Below are 15,470 nucleotides of genomic sequence, written 5' to 3'. Positions count from 1 at the left end.
CGCCCCGGGCGCCGTGTGCGGCTCGCTACTCCCCGACCCAGAAGCCGCGGCCGCCGAACCAGTCGCCGTACGACGGGCCGCCGGCCGCGCCGCCCGGTCGGCCGGCGCGGCGGGAGCCGAGGTAGGAGCCGACCACGGCGGCGCCGAGGTCGTCGAGCTCGGGCGCGACCGTGCGGCCGTCCACACGCGCGGCCATCTGGTCGATGAACCGGGCCAGGCCCGGGTCCTCGCCGAGCCGGAAGAACGTCGTCTGCGCGCCGAGCCGGCGCGCGTTGTCGAGCTCCTTCACGGCGAGCGAGACGGTCCGCGGGTGCGGCGGGTAGTCGAAGAACACCTCGCCGTCCGCCTCGAGGTGCGCGGTCGGCTCGCCGTCGGTGACGACGAGCAGCACCGGCTGCGCGCCCGGGTGCTTGCGGAAGTGGCGGTTGGCCAGCAGCAGCCCGTGGTGGAGGTTGGTCCCCTTGTCCCACCGGGCGTCGAGGCCGGTCAGCTGCTCGATGTCCATGGTCTCGGCGTGGCGGCCGAACGCGATCAGCTCGAGCGCGTCGCCGCGGAACCGCGAGCGGATCAGCGTGTGCAGTGCCAGCGCCGTGCGCTTCATCGGCACCCAGCGCCCGTCCATCGCCATCGAGAACGACGTGTCCACGAGCAGGGCGACGCAGGCCTGCGTGCGCGCCTCGGTCTCCTGCACCTCGACGTCGTCCACCGTCAGCATCGGGCCGGCGCCCCCGGTCATCCCGGCGCCGTCCGCGGCGCGGCGCTGCATGCCGTTGAGCAGGGAGCGGGGCAGGTCCCAGGGCTCGGTGTCGCCGAACTCCCACTCCCGTGTCGCACCGGAGCGCTCGCCGGCCGCGCCCGCCGTGCGGGTGTCCCGGGTGCCGGCGCGCCCGGAGATCCGCTGCGCGACGTCCTTGAGCAGCGCCTTGCCGAGCTGGCGCATCGCCTTCGGTGTCAGCTTGAGCTGGCCGTCCGAGCCGCGACGCAGCGTGCCGCCGTCGCGCAGCGCCTGCTCGAGCTTCTGCAGCGTGCGGGCGTCGACGGCGGCCTCCGGGCCGAGCTGGCGGGCCATGGCGTCGAGGTCGAGGTCGGAGGTCCGCGACCCGGGCCGCATCTGCGAGAGCTGGTCGGAGAGCCGGTCCAGCTCGGCGAGGTCCTGGAAGACCCCGGTGCCGTCACCGAGGCCCAGGCCCTCCTCGCCGCGCATCTGCTCGCCGCCCTCCCAGTCCTCCCCGGGACGCAGTGACTGCAAGTTGGCGTCGAGGCGGCCGAGCGCCTCGTCGAGGGCGGGCGAGCCGAACGCCTGCTGCGACAGCTCCATCAGCTGCTGGCGCTGCTCGGGGCTCATCGAGTTCAGCATCCGCTGCGCCGCCGCGGCCCGCTGGGCCATGGCGTCGAGCAGCTCGTCCAGGTCCTTCGGATCCTCGGGGAAGTACTGGCCGTGCTTGGCCATGAACTCCTCGAAGTCCGCCTGCGTGTCCTCGCCCTGCTGCCGCTTCTCCAGCAGCTGGTTCAGGTCGCCGAGCATGTCCTGGATGGCCTGGCGGTCCTCGTCGGTGGCGCCCTCGAGCGCCTGCTTCATGCCCTGGAAGCGCTGCTCCAGCAGCTCCCGGCCGAGCAGGTCCTTGATCTCCTCGTAGGTCCGGCGCGCCTCGTCGCTCGCCCAGTCGTACGACGCGAGCTCGCTGACGGCGGCCGCGGTGTCGGCCGGCAGGTTCTCCAGCGTCATCTCGCGCAGCGAGCGGTCGTCGTCGTCCATGAACGCGTCGCGGGCGAGCTGCTTGCGCTCCTCCAGCACCGCGGAGTCCAGCAGCTCGCGGATCTCCCGCAGCGTGCCGTCGAGGTCGTGGCGGTCCAGCAGCTCGCGGCGGCGCTCGGCCACCCGCCGGGCCAGGTCGTCGAGACCCTGCTGGTCGGGCGAGCCACGGCGCAGGAACTCCCGCATCGCGGCCTCGGGGCTGTAGCCGGCCATGACGTCCTCGCCGATGGCGTCGAGGGCGTCGGCCAGGTCCACGGGCGCGGCGAGCGGGTCGCCGCCGTCGTACCGGCGGAAACGGGTGCGGTCCTTCATGCGGCGCCGCCCGCGCGCTCAGCCATAGACCGTCTCCGTGCCGTCGGTGTCCTTGCCGACCTTGCGGGCGAGGTAGAGCCCCTCCAGCGCCAGCTCGATCGCGCCGGCGCGCTCGCCGTCGTCGCCGGCCCCCAGCGCGTCGCAGACCTTGTCGTAGAGGTCCGACTCCCCGAGCACGGGCAGCCCGGCGAGGAAGTCGCGGGCGGTGACCTGGGCACCGGTGGTGACCATCGCACCGGACTCGATGGCGTCGACGAGGAGCGCGAAGTCGATGCCCCGGAACCGGGCGCGGACCACCTCGGCGACCGCGGTGCGGAGCAGGTGGGTGAGGACCTCGGACTCGCGGCCCTCCTCGCCGGTCTCGAACTCGATCTTGCCGCCGAGCACCTCGACGGCGGTCTCGAGGTCGACCACGCGGGCGACGGCGTCCTCCTCGCCCTGCCGGGTCGCGCGGTGCAGCGCGGCGGCGGCGATCGTCTCGGCGCCGGCGATGGCGAACCGGGCGGACACCCCCGAGCGCTGGTCCACCGACGACGAGGCGCGCAGGTTGCGGGTGAAGCGCGCCAGGACCTCGAGGAGGTGGTCCGGCACGCGGGCGACGAGGTCGGCCTCCTGGCGCACGACCGCCACCTCGGCGCCCAACTCGGTCGGGTAGTGGGTGCGGATCTCGGCGCCGAACCGGTCCTTGAGCGGGGTGATGATCCGCCCGCGGTTGGTGTAGTCCTCCGGGTTGGCGCTGGCGACGACGAGGACGTCCAGCGGCAGCCGCAGCACGTAGCCGCGGATCTGGATGTCGCGCTCCTCCATCACGTTGAGCATCGCGACCTGGATCCGCTCGGCGAGGTCGGGCAGCTCGTTGATCGCGACGATCCCGCGGTGGCTGCGCGGGATCAGCCCGAAGTGGATGGTCTCCGGGTCGCCCAGCGAGCGCCCCTCGGCGACCTTCATCGGGTCGACGTCGCCGATCAGGTCGGCCACGGAGGTGTCCGGGGTGGCGAGCTTCTCGGCGTACCGCTCATCGCGGTGGCGCCAGGCGACCGGCAGCTCGTCCCCGAGCTCCGCGGCGCGACGGCGCGAGCCGACGGTGATCGGCTCGTACGGGTGCTCGCCCAGCTCGGAGTCGGCGATCACCGGCGTCCACTCGTCGAGGAGCCCGACCATCGTGCGCAGCAGCCGGGTCTTGCCCTGGCCGCGCTCGCCCAGCAGCACGATGTCGTGCCCGGCGATCAGCGCGCGCTCGAGCTGCGGGATCACCGTGTCCTCGAGCCCGTGCAGCCCCGGCCACGGGTCGCGGCCCTCGCGCAGGGCGGCCAGGAGGTTGTCGCGGATCTCGGTGCGCAGCGGCTTCTGCTCGTGCCCGCCGGCACGCAGCTGGCCCACGGTGGCGGGCAGGTCGGCGGGGCGGTGGTCGGCTGCGAGGCTCACAGGTTCCACCGTAGGTCGGCGGCCAAGACGCGTCGAGGTCGACGACCGGGACGGCGACCCCTCACGGCCGGCGCGGTCACGCCGCCCGCAGGCCCCCGACGTCCGCGGGGTCGGCGCCCGCGGCGTCCCGGTCCCCCGGGCTCTCCTCGGGGCCGTCGTCGGGCTGGTCGTGGATGTCGGGGATGAACACCGCGGCGACGGCCGCGAGCATCATCGCGCCGGCGAGCACGAGGAAGCCGATCGTGTAGCCGCCCTCGCTGGGGAGCCCGGTGGCGCCGACGTGGCCGACGACGATGCCGGTCATGACCGCGGAGCCGAGGGAGCCGCCGATGGTGCGGATGTTGGCGTTCATGCCGCTGGCGACGCCGGTCTGCCCGGCGGGCACGGAGGCGATGACGACACCGGCCAGGCTCGAGAACACCAGGCCCGACCCGATGCCCTGCAGGGTGGTCCAGGCGTAGATCTGCCACGCCTGGTCGTGCCACAGCGCGATCAGGCCGAACGCGACGCCGGTGAGCAGGGCGCCCGTGGTGACCACGGTGCGCGCCCCGAGACCGCGCACCAGGCGCGCGGTGACGAAGCCGATGGCGAAGCTCGCCATCGCCGACGGCACGAGGAACCAGCCGGACTCCGAGATCGAGGCGTCGAAGCCGTAGCCCGCCTCGGGCGGGGTCTGCAGGAACTGCGGCAGGAACCCGAACGACGCGAACAGCCCGAAGCCGACGCAGCAGGAGACGACGTTGGTCGTCCACACCCCGCGGCGTCGCATCATGTGCATGTCGATCAGCGGCACGCGGACGCGGTGCTCGAGCCAGATCCACACGCCCATCAGCGCGACGCCGCCGACCAGGAGACCGATCACGACCGGCGAGGTCCAGCCCCAGGTGTTGCCCTGGCTGACGCCGAGCAGGATCGCGACCAGCCACACCGCCAGCAGCACCGCGGGCGCCAGCGGGAGGCGGCCCGAGCCACGGACCCGCTGCTGCGGGATCCACAGGAGCGTGGCGGCCGCGGCGACACCGGTCACGATCATGGGCAGCCAGAACAGCCAGTGGAAGCCGAGCGTGTCGACGATCGGGCCGGCGATGACGATCCCGACGCCGAAGCCGACCGCCGCCAGGGACGCGATGATCGACAGGGCCCCGTTGACCTTCGCGCGGGGGAACTCGTCGCGGATGATGCCGAACGACAGCGGGAGCACCCCGCCGCCGGCGCCCTGCACGACCCGGGCGGCGATCAGCCACCCGACGCTCGGGGCGAGCGCCGCCAGCAGCGAGCCGACCGACAGCGCGGCGAGCGTGACGACCATCATCCGCTGCTTGCCGACCACGTCACCGAGGCGGCCGAGCAGCGGGGTCGCGACCGACGCCGCGAGCAGGTACGACGTGAGCACCCACGAGACCGTCGCCTGGTCGGTGTCGTAGCTGACCTGCAGCTGGCCGAGCACCGGGATCACCATCGACTGCAGCAGCGTGAACGAGGCCACCGCCACCATCAGCACCGCGAACGTGATCCGGTGGTCTCCGCGCGCGTGGATGGGATCGGCTCCTTCTCGTCGTACGGGGGTGGTGCTCGGACGGGACGGACACGCGAGCGGGCCCTAGCGTCCAAGGCGCCGGGCGCGCGCGGTATTCCCCGGGGGCGGGCGTCGCCGGGGGCTCCTACGATGTGGCGATGGGTACGACGCCGTCTCGCCGACCGCGTCCCGCGCGCCGCACCCTGGGGGGCCTGAGGTCGACCTGGTCGTGGGCGCTGGGCGTGCTGCGGTCCTTCGCCGTGTCGTTCCTCGCGCTGACCGTGGCGCTGTGGGCGCTGCCCGGCACGCAGGTCACCCGCGGCGCCGAGTCGGTCGCGGCCCTCGCCGTGGGCGTGCTCGCGCTGGGGGCGCTGCTGCGTCCGTTCCTGACCCGGCTGACGGTGCTGACCGGCGTCTTCGGGCTGCTGCTGGCCGGCGTGCTCGCCCAGGCCCTCGTGCTGTGGCTCGCCCTCGAGCTGGTGCCGACCGTGCAGCCGTTCAGCGTGCTCGAGGTCGTGGTCGTGTCCTGGGGCGCCGCGGTCGCGGCCGCCGGGGTCAACTGGCTCGTGGACGCCAGCAGCGACGAGGCCTTCCTCGGCCAGCTGCTGCGCCGCGCCGCCCGCTCGACCCGCACCCCGGGCTCCGAGGGCACGGGCCTGCTGGTGGTGCAGCTCGACGGCGTCAGCGAGCCGCTGCTGCGCCAGGCCGTCACCTCCGGCGCGATGCCGACCCTGTCGCGCTGGCTGCGCTCCGGCGACCACCGGCTGCGCGGCTGGCACACCGGTGTGCCGTCGACGACCCCGGCCGGGCAGGCGGTGCTGCTGCACGGGGAGGTCGCGGCGGTCCCGTCGTTCCGCTGGTGGGACAAGGAGGCGGGCCGGATGCTGGTCTGCAACCGTCCCGCCGACGCCGCGGAGGTCGAGCGCGGCTTCACCGACGGACGCGGCCTGCTCGCCGACGGCGGGGTCAGCGTGTCCAACCTGTTCTCCGGCGACGCCCCCACCTGCCACCTGACGATGAGCCGCGCCCGGTTGCCGGGCTCCGAGCCCGGCATGGCCCGCTTCGCGACCGCCCGGACCGGCTTCCTGCGCTCGCTGACGCTCTTCGCCGGCCAGATGCTGACCGAGATCCACCAGGGCCGGCGCCAGCGCCGCCGCGACGTGGTGCCGCGGGTGCGGCGCGGCGGCACCTTCGTGCTGCTGCGCGGCCTGACCACCGTCGTGCTGCGCGACCTCAACGTCAGCGTCGTCGCCGAGCAGATGACCCGCGGCGCCCCGGTCGTCTACGTGGACTTCGTCGACTACGACGAGGTCGCCCACCACGCCGGGCCCTCGCGCCCGGAGTCGATGCGGACCCTCGAGAGCCTCGACCGGGTGCTCGCGTTCTTCGAGGAGGTCGCCTCCCGTGTCGGGCGGCGCTACGAGATCGCGGTGGTCTCCGACCACGGGCAGGCGCAGGGGCCGACCTTCGCCCAGGTGGTCGGGCGCACCCTGACCGAGGTCGTGCAGGAGCTGGCGGTCCGCAGCACCTCCGCGACCTCCGACGTGCGGCCCGTCGAGCCGTGGGGGCCCGCCACGCTGCTGCTCGAGAGCGGCCGGGGCCACGGGCGGCTGATGAGCCGGGCGGCGCGCACGGTCGCCTCCGGCAGCGGCGGGGTGCCGCGCCTCGCGACGCCGGCGGCCACCGAGACCGACCCCGCGTCGCTGGTCGTCGCGGCGTCCGGCTGCCTGGCCCACGTCTACCTCACCGACCTGCCCGGCCGCCTCGACCGCGACGCCGTCGAGGGCGCGTGCCCGGGCCTGGTGCGCTCCCTCGCCGAGCACCCCGGCGTCGGCGTCGTCCTGACCCGTGACGCCGCCGGTGTGCTGCGGGTCGACGGCCCCCACGGCTGGCGCGTCCTGACCCCGGGCGAGGAGCCGGCCGGGGCCGGCGCCGACCCGCTGGCGCCGTACGCCGGCGACCCGGCCGCGGACCTGCGGGAGCTGGAGACGAAGCACCACGTCGGCGACCTGGTGCTCCTCGGCCGCTGCGACCCGTCGCTCGACGAGGTCGTCGCCTTCGAGGAGCTCGTCGGCTCCCACGGCGGGCTCGGGGGCTGGCAGACCTCCGCCTTCGTGGTCCACCCGACCGGCTGGCCGCTGCCCCTCGGTCGCGCGCTCACCGGCCTGGAGGTGCACCGCGCGATGGTCGCCCGCCTCGAGCAGCACGGCCTGCGCCGCACCGACCCGGGCGGCGGCACCGGTGAGACCGGAGGCACCGGTGACGACCGGGACGAGCGGTCCGCGAGGCTGCCCGCGTGAGCGCACCCGACGGCCTGCGCGTCACGTGGTGGGGCCACGCGACCGCGAGCGTCGACCTCGCCGGCGTCCGCGTCCTCACCGACCCGCTGCTGGTCGGCCGGCTGGCGCACCTGCGCCGCCACACCCCCACCCCGGCCCCGGCGGCCCGCGAGGCCGACCTGGTCCTGGTCTCGCACCTCCACGCCGACCACCTCCACCTGCCCTCGCTGGCCCGTGTCGACGCCGCCGCGCCCGTCGTCGTGCCCCGGGGCGCCGGCCCGCTCGTGCGCGGACCCGGCGCGCCGCGGCGCGAGGTCCACGAGGTGGACCCGGGCGACGTGCTCGAGGTCGCCGGCTGCGTCGTGCGCGTGCTGGAGGCCCACCACGACGGGAGGCGCCTGCCGTGGTCGCGACGGCGCGGCCCCGCCCTCGGGTTCCGGGTGGACCGGGCCGGGCGGTCGTTCTGGTTCCCCGGCGACACCGGGCCCGGGCCCGACTTCGCCGCCGCCGGACCCGTCGACCTGGCGCTGGTGCCGGTCGGCGGCTGGGGGCCCAGCCTCGGCCCCGAGCACCTCGACCCCGCCCAGGCCGCCGACGCGGTCGCCGCGGCCCTGGCCGCGGCCGCCGTCCCCGTGCACTGGGGCACGTTCTGGCCCACCGGGCTCGAGCGGGTCGCCCCCGGCGTCCACCACCGGCTGTTCGTCACGCCCGGGGAGCGGTTCGTCGCCGCGCTGGGCGACCGTGCCCGCGGCCTGCTCCTGACCCCCGGCGAGACCCGGGCGGTGCGGGCGTGAGCAGCGCCGAGATCACGCCGGTCACCCTGCTCGTGCTCTACGGCGTCGTCGCGTTCGGGGCGGTCGTGCCCGTCCTGCCCACCGGCGCCGCGGTGAGCAGCGCCGCCGTCCTCGCCGGCCACGAGCAGGCGCTGCTCGTGCTGGTGGTGGTCGCGGTCGGGGCGGTCGCGGCCTGGACCGGCGACGTCGTCGTCTACCGGGTGCTCGCCACGGCGGGCGTGCCCTTCGCGCGCCGGATGGGCTGGTGGCGCCAGGTCGCGGACGGGACGGGACGCGGGGACCGGGCCGGGACCGACCACGAGGGGGACGACGGGGACGACCAGGCTGACGAGGACGACGAGGGCGTGCTGCTGCGCCTGCGCGAGGGCATCGAGCGCCACGAGGTCCGCACGCTGCTCGTGTCGCGACTGGTCCCCGGGGGCCGGATCCCCGTGCTCATGGTCGCCGCGCTCACCGGCTACCCGTGGCAGCGGTTCGTCGGCGCCGCGGTGGCCGCGGCCGCGCTGTGGTCGGCGGTGTACGCCGCGGTCGGCGTGCTCGGCAGCGCCGTCGTGCCCGACGACCGCGTCGCGCTCGTGGTCGCCCTCGTCGGCGCCCTGGCGCTGACGGTGGTCGTGCGCGGCGTGCGGCTCGTCGTCGACCGGGTCCGGACCCGCCTGGTCCGCACCCCGGCCTGAGCGGCAGGATCGTCGGCGTGTCGGGAGCACTGGGTCGGGTCGCGCGGGGCGCCGAGGACCCCTGCCCCTGCGGGGGCCCGACGTACGGCGGCTGCTGCCGTCCGCTGCACCACGGCGCGCCCGCGGCGACGGCGGAGGCCCTGATGCGGTCGCGCTACTCGGCGTACGCGCTCGGCGAGACCGACCACCTCTGGCGCACCTGGCACCCCCGCACCCGCCCCGCGCGGGTCACCGCGCACGACGCGCTGTCCTGGCGCGGGCTGGAGGTCCACGCCACGACCGGCGGCGACGGCCCGGAGGACACCGAGGGCACGGTCACCTTCACCGCCCGCTACGACGGGCCGACCGGGCCCGAGGTGCTGCGCGAGCACAGCCGCTTCGTACGGCGCGGCGGCCGCTGGGTGTACCTCGACGGCACCCCGCCCGACTAGGCCGTGTCCTGCCCGGGGTCGGGCACCGCGGAGAGGCGCGGCGGCCGGGCCTCCTGCGTCGGGAGCACCTCGGTCTCGACGTCGTCGTCGAAGACGACCTCGACCCGCTCGAAGCCCTTGTGCCGCTGCGCGCGGGCGTAGCCGGTGTAGGCGCGGCGGTCGGCCTCGGTGAGGTCGACGGCGTCGGTGAACGGCGTGAGCAGTGCCCGGGGGTAGAGCCGGCGGGCCAGCACGACGTTGACCTCGATGCCCAGCACGGCGGCGATCGAGGCGATGTAGATGATGCCGAAGAGACCGAGCACCAGGCCGAACGTCTGGTTCATGTTGCTGGTCTCGCCGAGCACGCGGGTGGCGTAGACCGTGCCGACGTACTGCAGGCCGAGCCAGAGCACGGCGACCGTGAACGCCCCGGGCATGGCCGCGCGGAAGCTGTGCTGGCGGGCGGCGGCGAGGCGGAACAGCACGGTGAGCATCAGGCCGATCACCACCACCGTGGCGACCCGGATCAGGACGGCCAGCCCGCCGTCGACGGCGCCGCCGAACACCTCGGTCGAGCTGCCGATCGCGGAGACGACGGTGACGGCCAGGACCGCGATCCCGGCGGTGAGGAGCAGCACGAGGCTCTTGAGCCGCAGCAGGAACGGGTTGGGGCGGCTGTTGCGCGGCACCGACCACGCGACGTTCATCGCGTTCTGGATGGCCTGGCCCAGCCCGAGCGCACCGTAGAGGGCGCCGAGCAGACCCACGACCACCGCGGTCCACGACCCCTGGAGACCCTCGGGGCGCCCGAGCTGCTCGCCGACGATCGGGAAGTTGCTGAGCGCCGAGTCGAGGATCGTGGCCTGGAGGCCGGGGTTGCCCTGCAGCACGAAGCCGAGGATCGAGGTGGCCAGCAGCAGCATCGGGAAGATCGCGATGAAGGCGTAGAAGGTGATGACGGCCGCGAGGTAGCTGCCCTGGTCGTCGAAGTACTTGTAGACCGTCGCCAGGGGCATGGAGACGGGCGGGAACCGTCGCTGTCCCCGGTCCAGGACGTCCACCACCTTGGCCACGGCAGAACGGTACTGCCCCACTCGCCCCGCCGCGGCCGGACTCAGCCCCAGACGCCGAGGACGTCGCCGCCGATGCGGACGACGAACGCCGCCACCACCGCCACGAAGAACGCCCGCACGAAGCCCGCCCCCCGCGAGACCGCGAGCCGCGCCCCGACGTAGGCGCCGAGGACGTTGCCGAGCCCCATCAGCAGCCCGACGCCCCACAGCACCGCGCCCTGCGGCACGAAGACCACCAGCGCGGCGACGTTGGTCGCCCAGTTGGCCAGGCGCGCGTTGGCCGAGGCGTCGAGGAAGCTGTAGCCCAGGCTGACCAGCGCCACCACCAGGAACGACCCGGTGCCCGGCCCCAGCACCCCGTCGTAGAAGCCGATGACGAGGCCGACGAGCATCGCGGCCGTGGTGTGGCGGCGACCCTCGAGGCGCAGCTCGGTCTCGACGCCGACCGACGGCTTCAGCAGCACCCAGGCGCCGACGAGCACCAGGACCACGAGCACGATCGGGTCGAACGCCGAGCGCGGGATCCAGAACGCCACCAGCGCGCCGCCCGCCGCCCCCGCGAAGGCCATCAGCATCATGGGCCCGAAGACCCGCGGGTCGGGCCGGACCCGGCGGTAGTAGGTCGCCGAGCTGACCGTGACGCCCATCGCGGAGGCCAGCTTGTTGGTGGCGAGGATCTCGACCGGGCTGACCCCCGGCAGCGCGACGAGCAGCGCGGGCAGCTGCACGAGCCCGCCGCCGCCGACCACGGAGTCGATGAAGCCGGCGGTCACGGCGGCCAGGACCAGCAGCCCCAGGACCGACAGCGGCACCTCGGGTCCGGCCAGCAACGTCACGTGCCGCAGGGTCTCACCCCGCGAGGAGGCGCCCGGCGCCGCCTCACCCGCGGGCGGCCATGATGGGCGGGTGCGCGTCGTCTCCCTGCTCCCCTCGACGACCGAGGTCGTCTTCGCCCTCGGCGCCGGCGACGACCTCGTCGGCGTCACCTTCGAGTGCGACTTCCCGCCCGAGGCGCGCGACCGGCGGGTGGTGTCGACCTCCACGATGCCCGCGGGCCTCGACCCGGCCGGGATCGACGCCTGGGTCGCGGCCGCCGCGGGGCGCGGCGAGGACCTCTACCGGCTCGACGCCGACGCGCTCGCCGGGCTGGACGCGGACCTGGTGCTGACCCAGGACCTGTGCGCCGTGTGCGCCGTCGACGTCGGCACCGTCGACGACGCGCTGAGCCACCTCGGCTGCCGCGCCGACGTGCTGACCGTGGACCCCCACACCCTCGAGGAGGTGCTCGCCTCCGTCGTCGCCGTCGGCGCCGCGCTGGGTCGTCGGACCGAGGCGGACGCCGTCCTCGCCGGGCTCCGGGCCCGGCTCGACGCCGTCGCCGCCCGGGTCGCCGGCCGACGCCGGCCCCGGGTGGCGGTGCTGGAGTGGACCGACCCGCCGTACGCGCCGGGCCACTGGGTGCCCGACATGGTCACCGCCGCCGGCGGGCTGAGCGTGCTCGGCACCGCCGGCGCCCGCTCGGGCCGGACGACGTGGGAGGCGCTGGCCGCGTGCGAGCCCGAGGTGGTCGTCGTCGCGGCCTGCGGCTACGGGCTCGAGGCGACCACGGCGATGGCCGCGGACCTGCGCGACGCCGGGCTCGTGCCCGCCGGCGCGCGGCTGCACCCGGTCGACGCGGACGCCCACTGGGTGCGCCCCGGCCCCCGGCTCGTCGACGGCGTCGAGGAGCTGGCGGCGGCCCTGCACCCCTGAGCCGCCCCGAGGCGGGTCAGGAGAGGCCGAGCTGGCCCAGCAGGTCCTGGCGGGTGAGCACGCCGATCGGGCTGCCGTCGGCCTGCACCAGCAACGCGTCGGCGCTCTCGAGCATGGCCACGGCCTCGTCGGCCGAGGCGGTCGACCCGATCGTCGGCAGCGGCGGCGACATGTGGTCCTCGACCCGGTCCGCGAGACGTGCGGTGCCGGCGAACAGGGCGTCGAGCAGATCGCGGTCCGAGACCGACCCCGCCACCTCGGCGGCGACCACGGGCGGCTCGGCGCGCACGACCGGCATCTGCGAGACGCCGTACTCGCGCAGGATCGCGACGGCCTCCGCGATCGTCTCCCCCGGGTGGGTGTGGACCAGGTCGGGCAGGCGGCCGTCCTTGCCGCGCAGCACGTCCTCGACCGTGCGACCGGCGGTCTCGTCGGAGCCCGTCGCGAAGCCGTAGCGGCTCAGCCACTCCTCGTCGAAGACCTTGCCGAGGTAGCCCTTGCCGGAGTCGGGCAGCAGCACCACGACGACCGCGTCGTCGCGGCCCTCCGCCGCCAGCTCGTGGGCGAGCTGCACCGCCGCGTACGCCGCCATCCCGCACGAGCCGCCGACCAGCAGCGCCTCCTCGCGGGCCATGCGGCGGGTGAACGCGAAGGAGTCGGCGTCGGAGACCGCGATGATCCGGTCGGCCACGGTGCGGTCGTAGGTGTCGGGCCAGAAGTCCTCGCCGACGCCCTCGACCAGGTAGGGGCGCCCGCTGCCGCCGGAGTAGACCGACCCGACGGGGTCGGCGCCGACGACCTGGACGTCGGGGTTCTGCTCCTTGAGGTAGCGCCCGACGCCCGAGATGGTGCCGCCCGTGCCGACGCCCGCGACGAAGTGGGTGATCCGGCCCTCGGTCTGCGCCCAGATCTCCGGGCCCGTGGTCTCGTAGTGGGAGCGCGGGTTGTGGGGGTTGGAGTACTGGTCGGGCTTCCAGGCCCCCGGCTCGGCCGCGAGGCGGTCGGAGACGTTGTAGTAGGAGTCGGGGTGCTCGGGGGCCACCGCGGTCGGGCACACCACGACCTCGGCGCCGTACGCGCGGAGCACGTTGCGCTTGTCCTCGCTGACCTTGTCGGGGCACACGAAGACGCAGGAGTAGCCCTTCTCCTGGGCGACCATCGCGAGGCCGACGCCGGTGTTGCCGGACGTCGGCTCGACGATCGTCCCGCCGGGCCGGAGCAGGCCCTCCGCCTCGGCGGCCTCGACCATGCGGGTCGCGATGCGGTCCTTCACCGAGCCGCCCGGGTTGAGGTACTCGACCTTGGCCAGCACCAGGGGCAGCGCGGGACCCCCGGTCGGGTCCGCGGCGCCTGGGGCGTCCGGGTCGTGCAGCACGTGGCGCAGCCGGACCAGCGGGGTGTCGCCGATGAGGTCGAGGACGGAGTCGACGTACTGCATGAGGCGAGACTAGGGGCTCCGGGGCCATCACTAGTCTGTGGCCCGTGGGGAAAGCCGCTGCCGCCCGGAAGCTCGCGTCGGCCGCCGCGTTCGGCGGCGGCGGCGTGTCCGTCGTCGGCGCCGGGCTGTGGGGCGTGCTGAAGGCCGAGGCCTCGCTCGCGCGCCGCACGATCGGCACCCCGCGCGACGAGCCGCCGCCCGACGCGACCGGCTGGTACGGCCGCACAAGGCCCGGCCCGGCGCACCGCGTGGCCGTGATCGGCGACTCCAGCGCGGCGGGCTACGGCGTCGACCGGGTCGAGGACACCCCGGGGGCCCTCCTGGCCTCCGGGCTCTCACGGGAGGCCGACCGCCGCGTCTACCTGCGCTCCTTCGCCCGGGTCGGCGCCCAGACCAGCCAGATCGCGGCCCAGGTCGACGCGGCGCTGCTGATCGAGCCGGACCTCGCCGTCATCCTCGTCGGCGCCAACGACGTCACCCACACCGTGCCGCCGTCGCAGTCGGTGCGCCACCTCGTCGAGCAGGTACGACGGCTGCGCGACGCGGGCGTCGAGGTCGTCGTCGGCACGTGCCCCGACCTCGGCACCATCAAGCCGATCGCTCCCCCGCTGAAGCAGGTGGCGCGGGCGTGGTCCCGCCGCCTCGCCGCGGCGCAGACGATCGCGGTGGTCGAGGCGGGCGGGCGGACGGTGTCCCTGGGCTCGATCCTGGGCCCCGAGTTCGAGGCCGCGCCCGCGGTGCTGTTCGGCCCGGACCAGTTCCACCCCTCCGCCGACGGCTACCGCTCGCTCGTCGGGGTGCTGCTGCCCTCGGTGCTCGCGGCCCTGGGCCTGATCCCGGAGGCGGAGGTGCACGCCGACGGCCTGCGCGGCGAGGGCGTCATGCCGGTCGCCCGCGCCGCGGTCGCCGCCGTGCGCCAGCCGGGCACCGAGCTGGGCGGCACCGAGGTGCGCGGCCACCGCCTCGGGGTGCGGGGCCGCTGGGTCGAGCTGCGCCACCGGCGGCGCCACCCCCACGGCGAGGCCGAGGGTCCCCAGCCGAGCGAGGACGCGTCGGCCTGAGGCCGCACCCCCGCCCCGGGCGGACCCGGACGTGCGACGAGGCCCCGACCGCGGTGCGGTCGGGGCCTCGTCGTGTCGAGCGGGTCGCTCAGTCCTGGTTGAGGATCGCCAGGAGGCGGAGCAGGTTGGTGTAGATCCACACCAGGCTCACGGTCATCGCGAACGCGGCGCGCCACGACTCGCGCTCCGGGAGGCCGGCGGCGATGCCCTTCTCCACGAAGTCGAAGTCGAGGATCAGCATGAACACGCCGAGCACCAGGCCGACGACGGCGGTGACCAAGCCGAGGCCGCCGAGGCCGAACAGGCCGATCTGGGCGCCGAAGAAACTGAGGACGAACTCCATCAGCGACAGCGCGACCATGCCGAACATCACCGCTATGACGCCCTTGCGGAACTTGTCACCGACCTTGATGTCGAAGACGCGGTAGACGGTCAGCGTCGCGGCGAAGGCCGCGAAGGTGCCGAACACGGCCGGGACGATGATGCCGTCCGCGACCGCCGTCATCAGCTTGGTGAAGCCGCCGAGGAACAGGCCCTCGACCGCGGCGAACGCCAGCACCAGGGCGGGGCTGACCTCGCGCTTGAACGAGTTGACCATCGACAGGCCGAACGCGGTCAGACCGCCGATCGTGGCGGCCGCGCCGGCGAGCGCGAACCCGCTGGGCTCCTCCAGCGAGGGCGTGAGGGCGTAGGTGAGGAACGCGACCACGACGGCGAGACCGACGGTGAACGCGGTCTTCTGCACGACGGAGTCGACGGTCATCCGGGAGATGGGTGCCTGCGGGGCGCCGTAGCCGCCGCCCTGGGCGACGTCCCACGAGGACGGGTCGGAGTAGCCCTGCTGCCCGTAGGCGGCGTAGGGGGCGCCGGCGCCCTGTCCACCGCGCTGTCCGTTGAACTCGGGCGAACGGTTGAACACCGGGTTGTTGCTTCGCATCAGTCTCTCCTCGAGGCCGAAATGGTGGCCGCCTGCGGTG

The 15,470-nt window shown here is 74.9% G+C and carries 13 protein-coding genes; 6 read left to right on the top strand and 7 right to left on the bottom strand.

The features are described from left to right. Positions 1 to 25: 25 nt before the first annotated feature. The 3 genes from ABD158_RS09435 to ABD158_RS09425 all read right to left on the bottom strand — a co-directional run bounded on the left by ABD158_RS09435 (position 26) and on the right by ABD158_RS09425 (position 4,988). Positions 26 to 2,068 carry a vWA domain-containing protein gene (locus tag ABD158_RS09435; RefSeq protein WP_344006440.1) on the bottom strand — a complete coding sequence of 681 codons (2,043 nt, stop codon included), beginning with the start codon at positions 2,066 to 2,068 and terminating at the stop codon, positions 26 to 28. 18 nt (positions 2,069 to 2,086) lie between these two features. After that, positions 2,087 to 3,493, bottom strand: coding sequence for a MoxR family ATPase (locus ABD158_RS09430; protein ID WP_344006438.1), 1,407 nt, complete (start codon positions 3,491 to 3,493; stop codon positions 2,087 to 2,089). A gap of 76 nt (positions 3,494 to 3,569) precedes the next feature. Further along, positions 3,570 to 4,988 (bottom strand): MFS transporter, encoded by a 1,419-nt coding sequence (locus ABD158_RS09425; RefSeq protein ID WP_344007012.1) that lies wholly within the window; start codon positions 4,986 to 4,988, stop codon positions 3,570 to 3,572. A 179-nt stretch (positions 4,989 to 5,167) separates the two neighbouring features. On the opposite strand from ABD158_RS09425, the gene ABD158_RS09420 reads away from it, so the two are divergent. From ABD158_RS09420 to ABD158_RS09405, 4 genes are read left to right on the top strand one after another with little or no spacing between them, the layout of a single operon-like run. Beyond that, positions 5,168 to 7,309: a phage holin family protein gene (locus ABD158_RS09420; RefSeq protein WP_344006436.1), complete on the top strand. Its 2,142-nt coding sequence runs from the start codon at positions 5,168 to 5,170 to the stop codon at positions 7,307 to 7,309. Further along, a complete protein-coding gene (locus ABD158_RS09415) occupies positions 7,306 to 8,082 on the top strand; it encodes an MBL fold metallo-hydrolase (protein ID WP_344006434.1) in 777 nt (258 codons plus the stop codon). The genes ABD158_RS09420 and ABD158_RS09415 overlap by 4 nt, the downstream gene beginning before the upstream one ends. Next, positions 8,079 to 8,759, top strand: coding sequence for a VTT domain-containing protein (locus ABD158_RS09410; protein ID WP_344006432.1), 681 nt, complete (start codon positions 8,079 to 8,081; stop codon positions 8,757 to 8,759). Before ABD158_RS09415 ends, ABD158_RS09410 begins: the two co-directional genes overlap by 4 nt. A gap of 17 nt (positions 8,760 to 8,776) precedes the next feature. Further along, positions 8,777 to 9,190, top strand: coding sequence for a YchJ family protein (locus ABD158_RS09405; protein ID WP_344006430.1), 414 nt, complete (start codon positions 8,777 to 8,779; stop codon positions 9,188 to 9,190). On the opposite strand, the gene ABD158_RS09400 is transcribed toward ABD158_RS09405, so the two are convergent. Continuing rightward, positions 9,187 to 10,242, bottom strand: coding sequence for a YihY/virulence factor BrkB family protein (locus ABD158_RS09400; RefSeq protein WP_344006428.1), 1,056 nt, complete (start codon positions 10,240 to 10,242; stop codon positions 9,187 to 9,189). The genes ABD158_RS09405 and ABD158_RS09400 overlap by 4 nt on opposite strands. 41 nt (positions 10,243 to 10,283) lie before the next feature. Next, a complete protein-coding gene (locus ABD158_RS09395; RefSeq protein ID WP_344006426.1) occupies positions 10,284 to 11,078 on the bottom strand; it encodes a TSUP family transporter in 795 nt (264 codons plus the stop codon). 70 nt (positions 11,079 to 11,148) lie between these two features. Here ABD158_RS09395 and ABD158_RS09390 point away from each other — a divergent pair, with 70 nt between their 5' ends. Continuing rightward, a complete protein-coding gene (locus ABD158_RS09390) occupies positions 11,149 to 11,994 on the top strand; it encodes an ABC transporter substrate-binding protein (protein WP_344006424.1) in 846 nt (281 codons plus the stop codon). A gap of 16 nt (positions 11,995 to 12,010) precedes the next feature. On the opposite strand, the gene ABD158_RS09385 is transcribed toward ABD158_RS09390, so the two are convergent. Beyond that, a complete protein-coding gene (locus tag ABD158_RS09385) occupies positions 12,011 to 13,432 on the bottom strand; it encodes a cystathionine beta-synthase (protein ID WP_344006422.1) in 1,422 nt (473 codons plus the stop codon). 44 nt (positions 13,433 to 13,476) lie between these two features. Here ABD158_RS09385 and ABD158_RS09380 point away from each other — a divergent pair, with 44 nt between their 5' ends. Beyond that, on the top strand, positions 13,477 to 14,493 hold the full coding sequence (locus ABD158_RS09380) for an SGNH/GDSL hydrolase family protein (protein WP_344006420.1): 1,017 nt from the start codon (positions 13,477 to 13,479) through the stop codon (positions 14,491 to 14,493). An 88-nt stretch (positions 14,494 to 14,581) separates the two neighbouring features. On the opposite strand, the gene ABD158_RS09375 is transcribed toward ABD158_RS09380, so the two are convergent. Beyond that, the gene (locus ABD158_RS09375; protein ID WP_344006418.1) at positions 14,582 to 15,430 is read right to left on the bottom strand and encodes a Bax inhibitor-1/YccA family protein; all 849 of its coding nucleotides are present in this window, start codon (positions 15,428 to 15,430) and stop codon (positions 14,582 to 14,584) included. Between the last annotated feature and the right edge of the window lie 40 nt (positions 15,431 to 15,470).

This window comes from Nocardioides lentus (genome assembly GCF_039529515.1).
Classification (GTDB): domain Bacteria; phylum Actinomycetota; class Actinomycetes; order Propionibacteriales; family Nocardioidaceae; genus Nocardioides; species Nocardioides lentus.
Note: the sequence above shows the minus strand (reverse complement) of the source record. Positions and strands in the feature narration are given on the sequence as shown.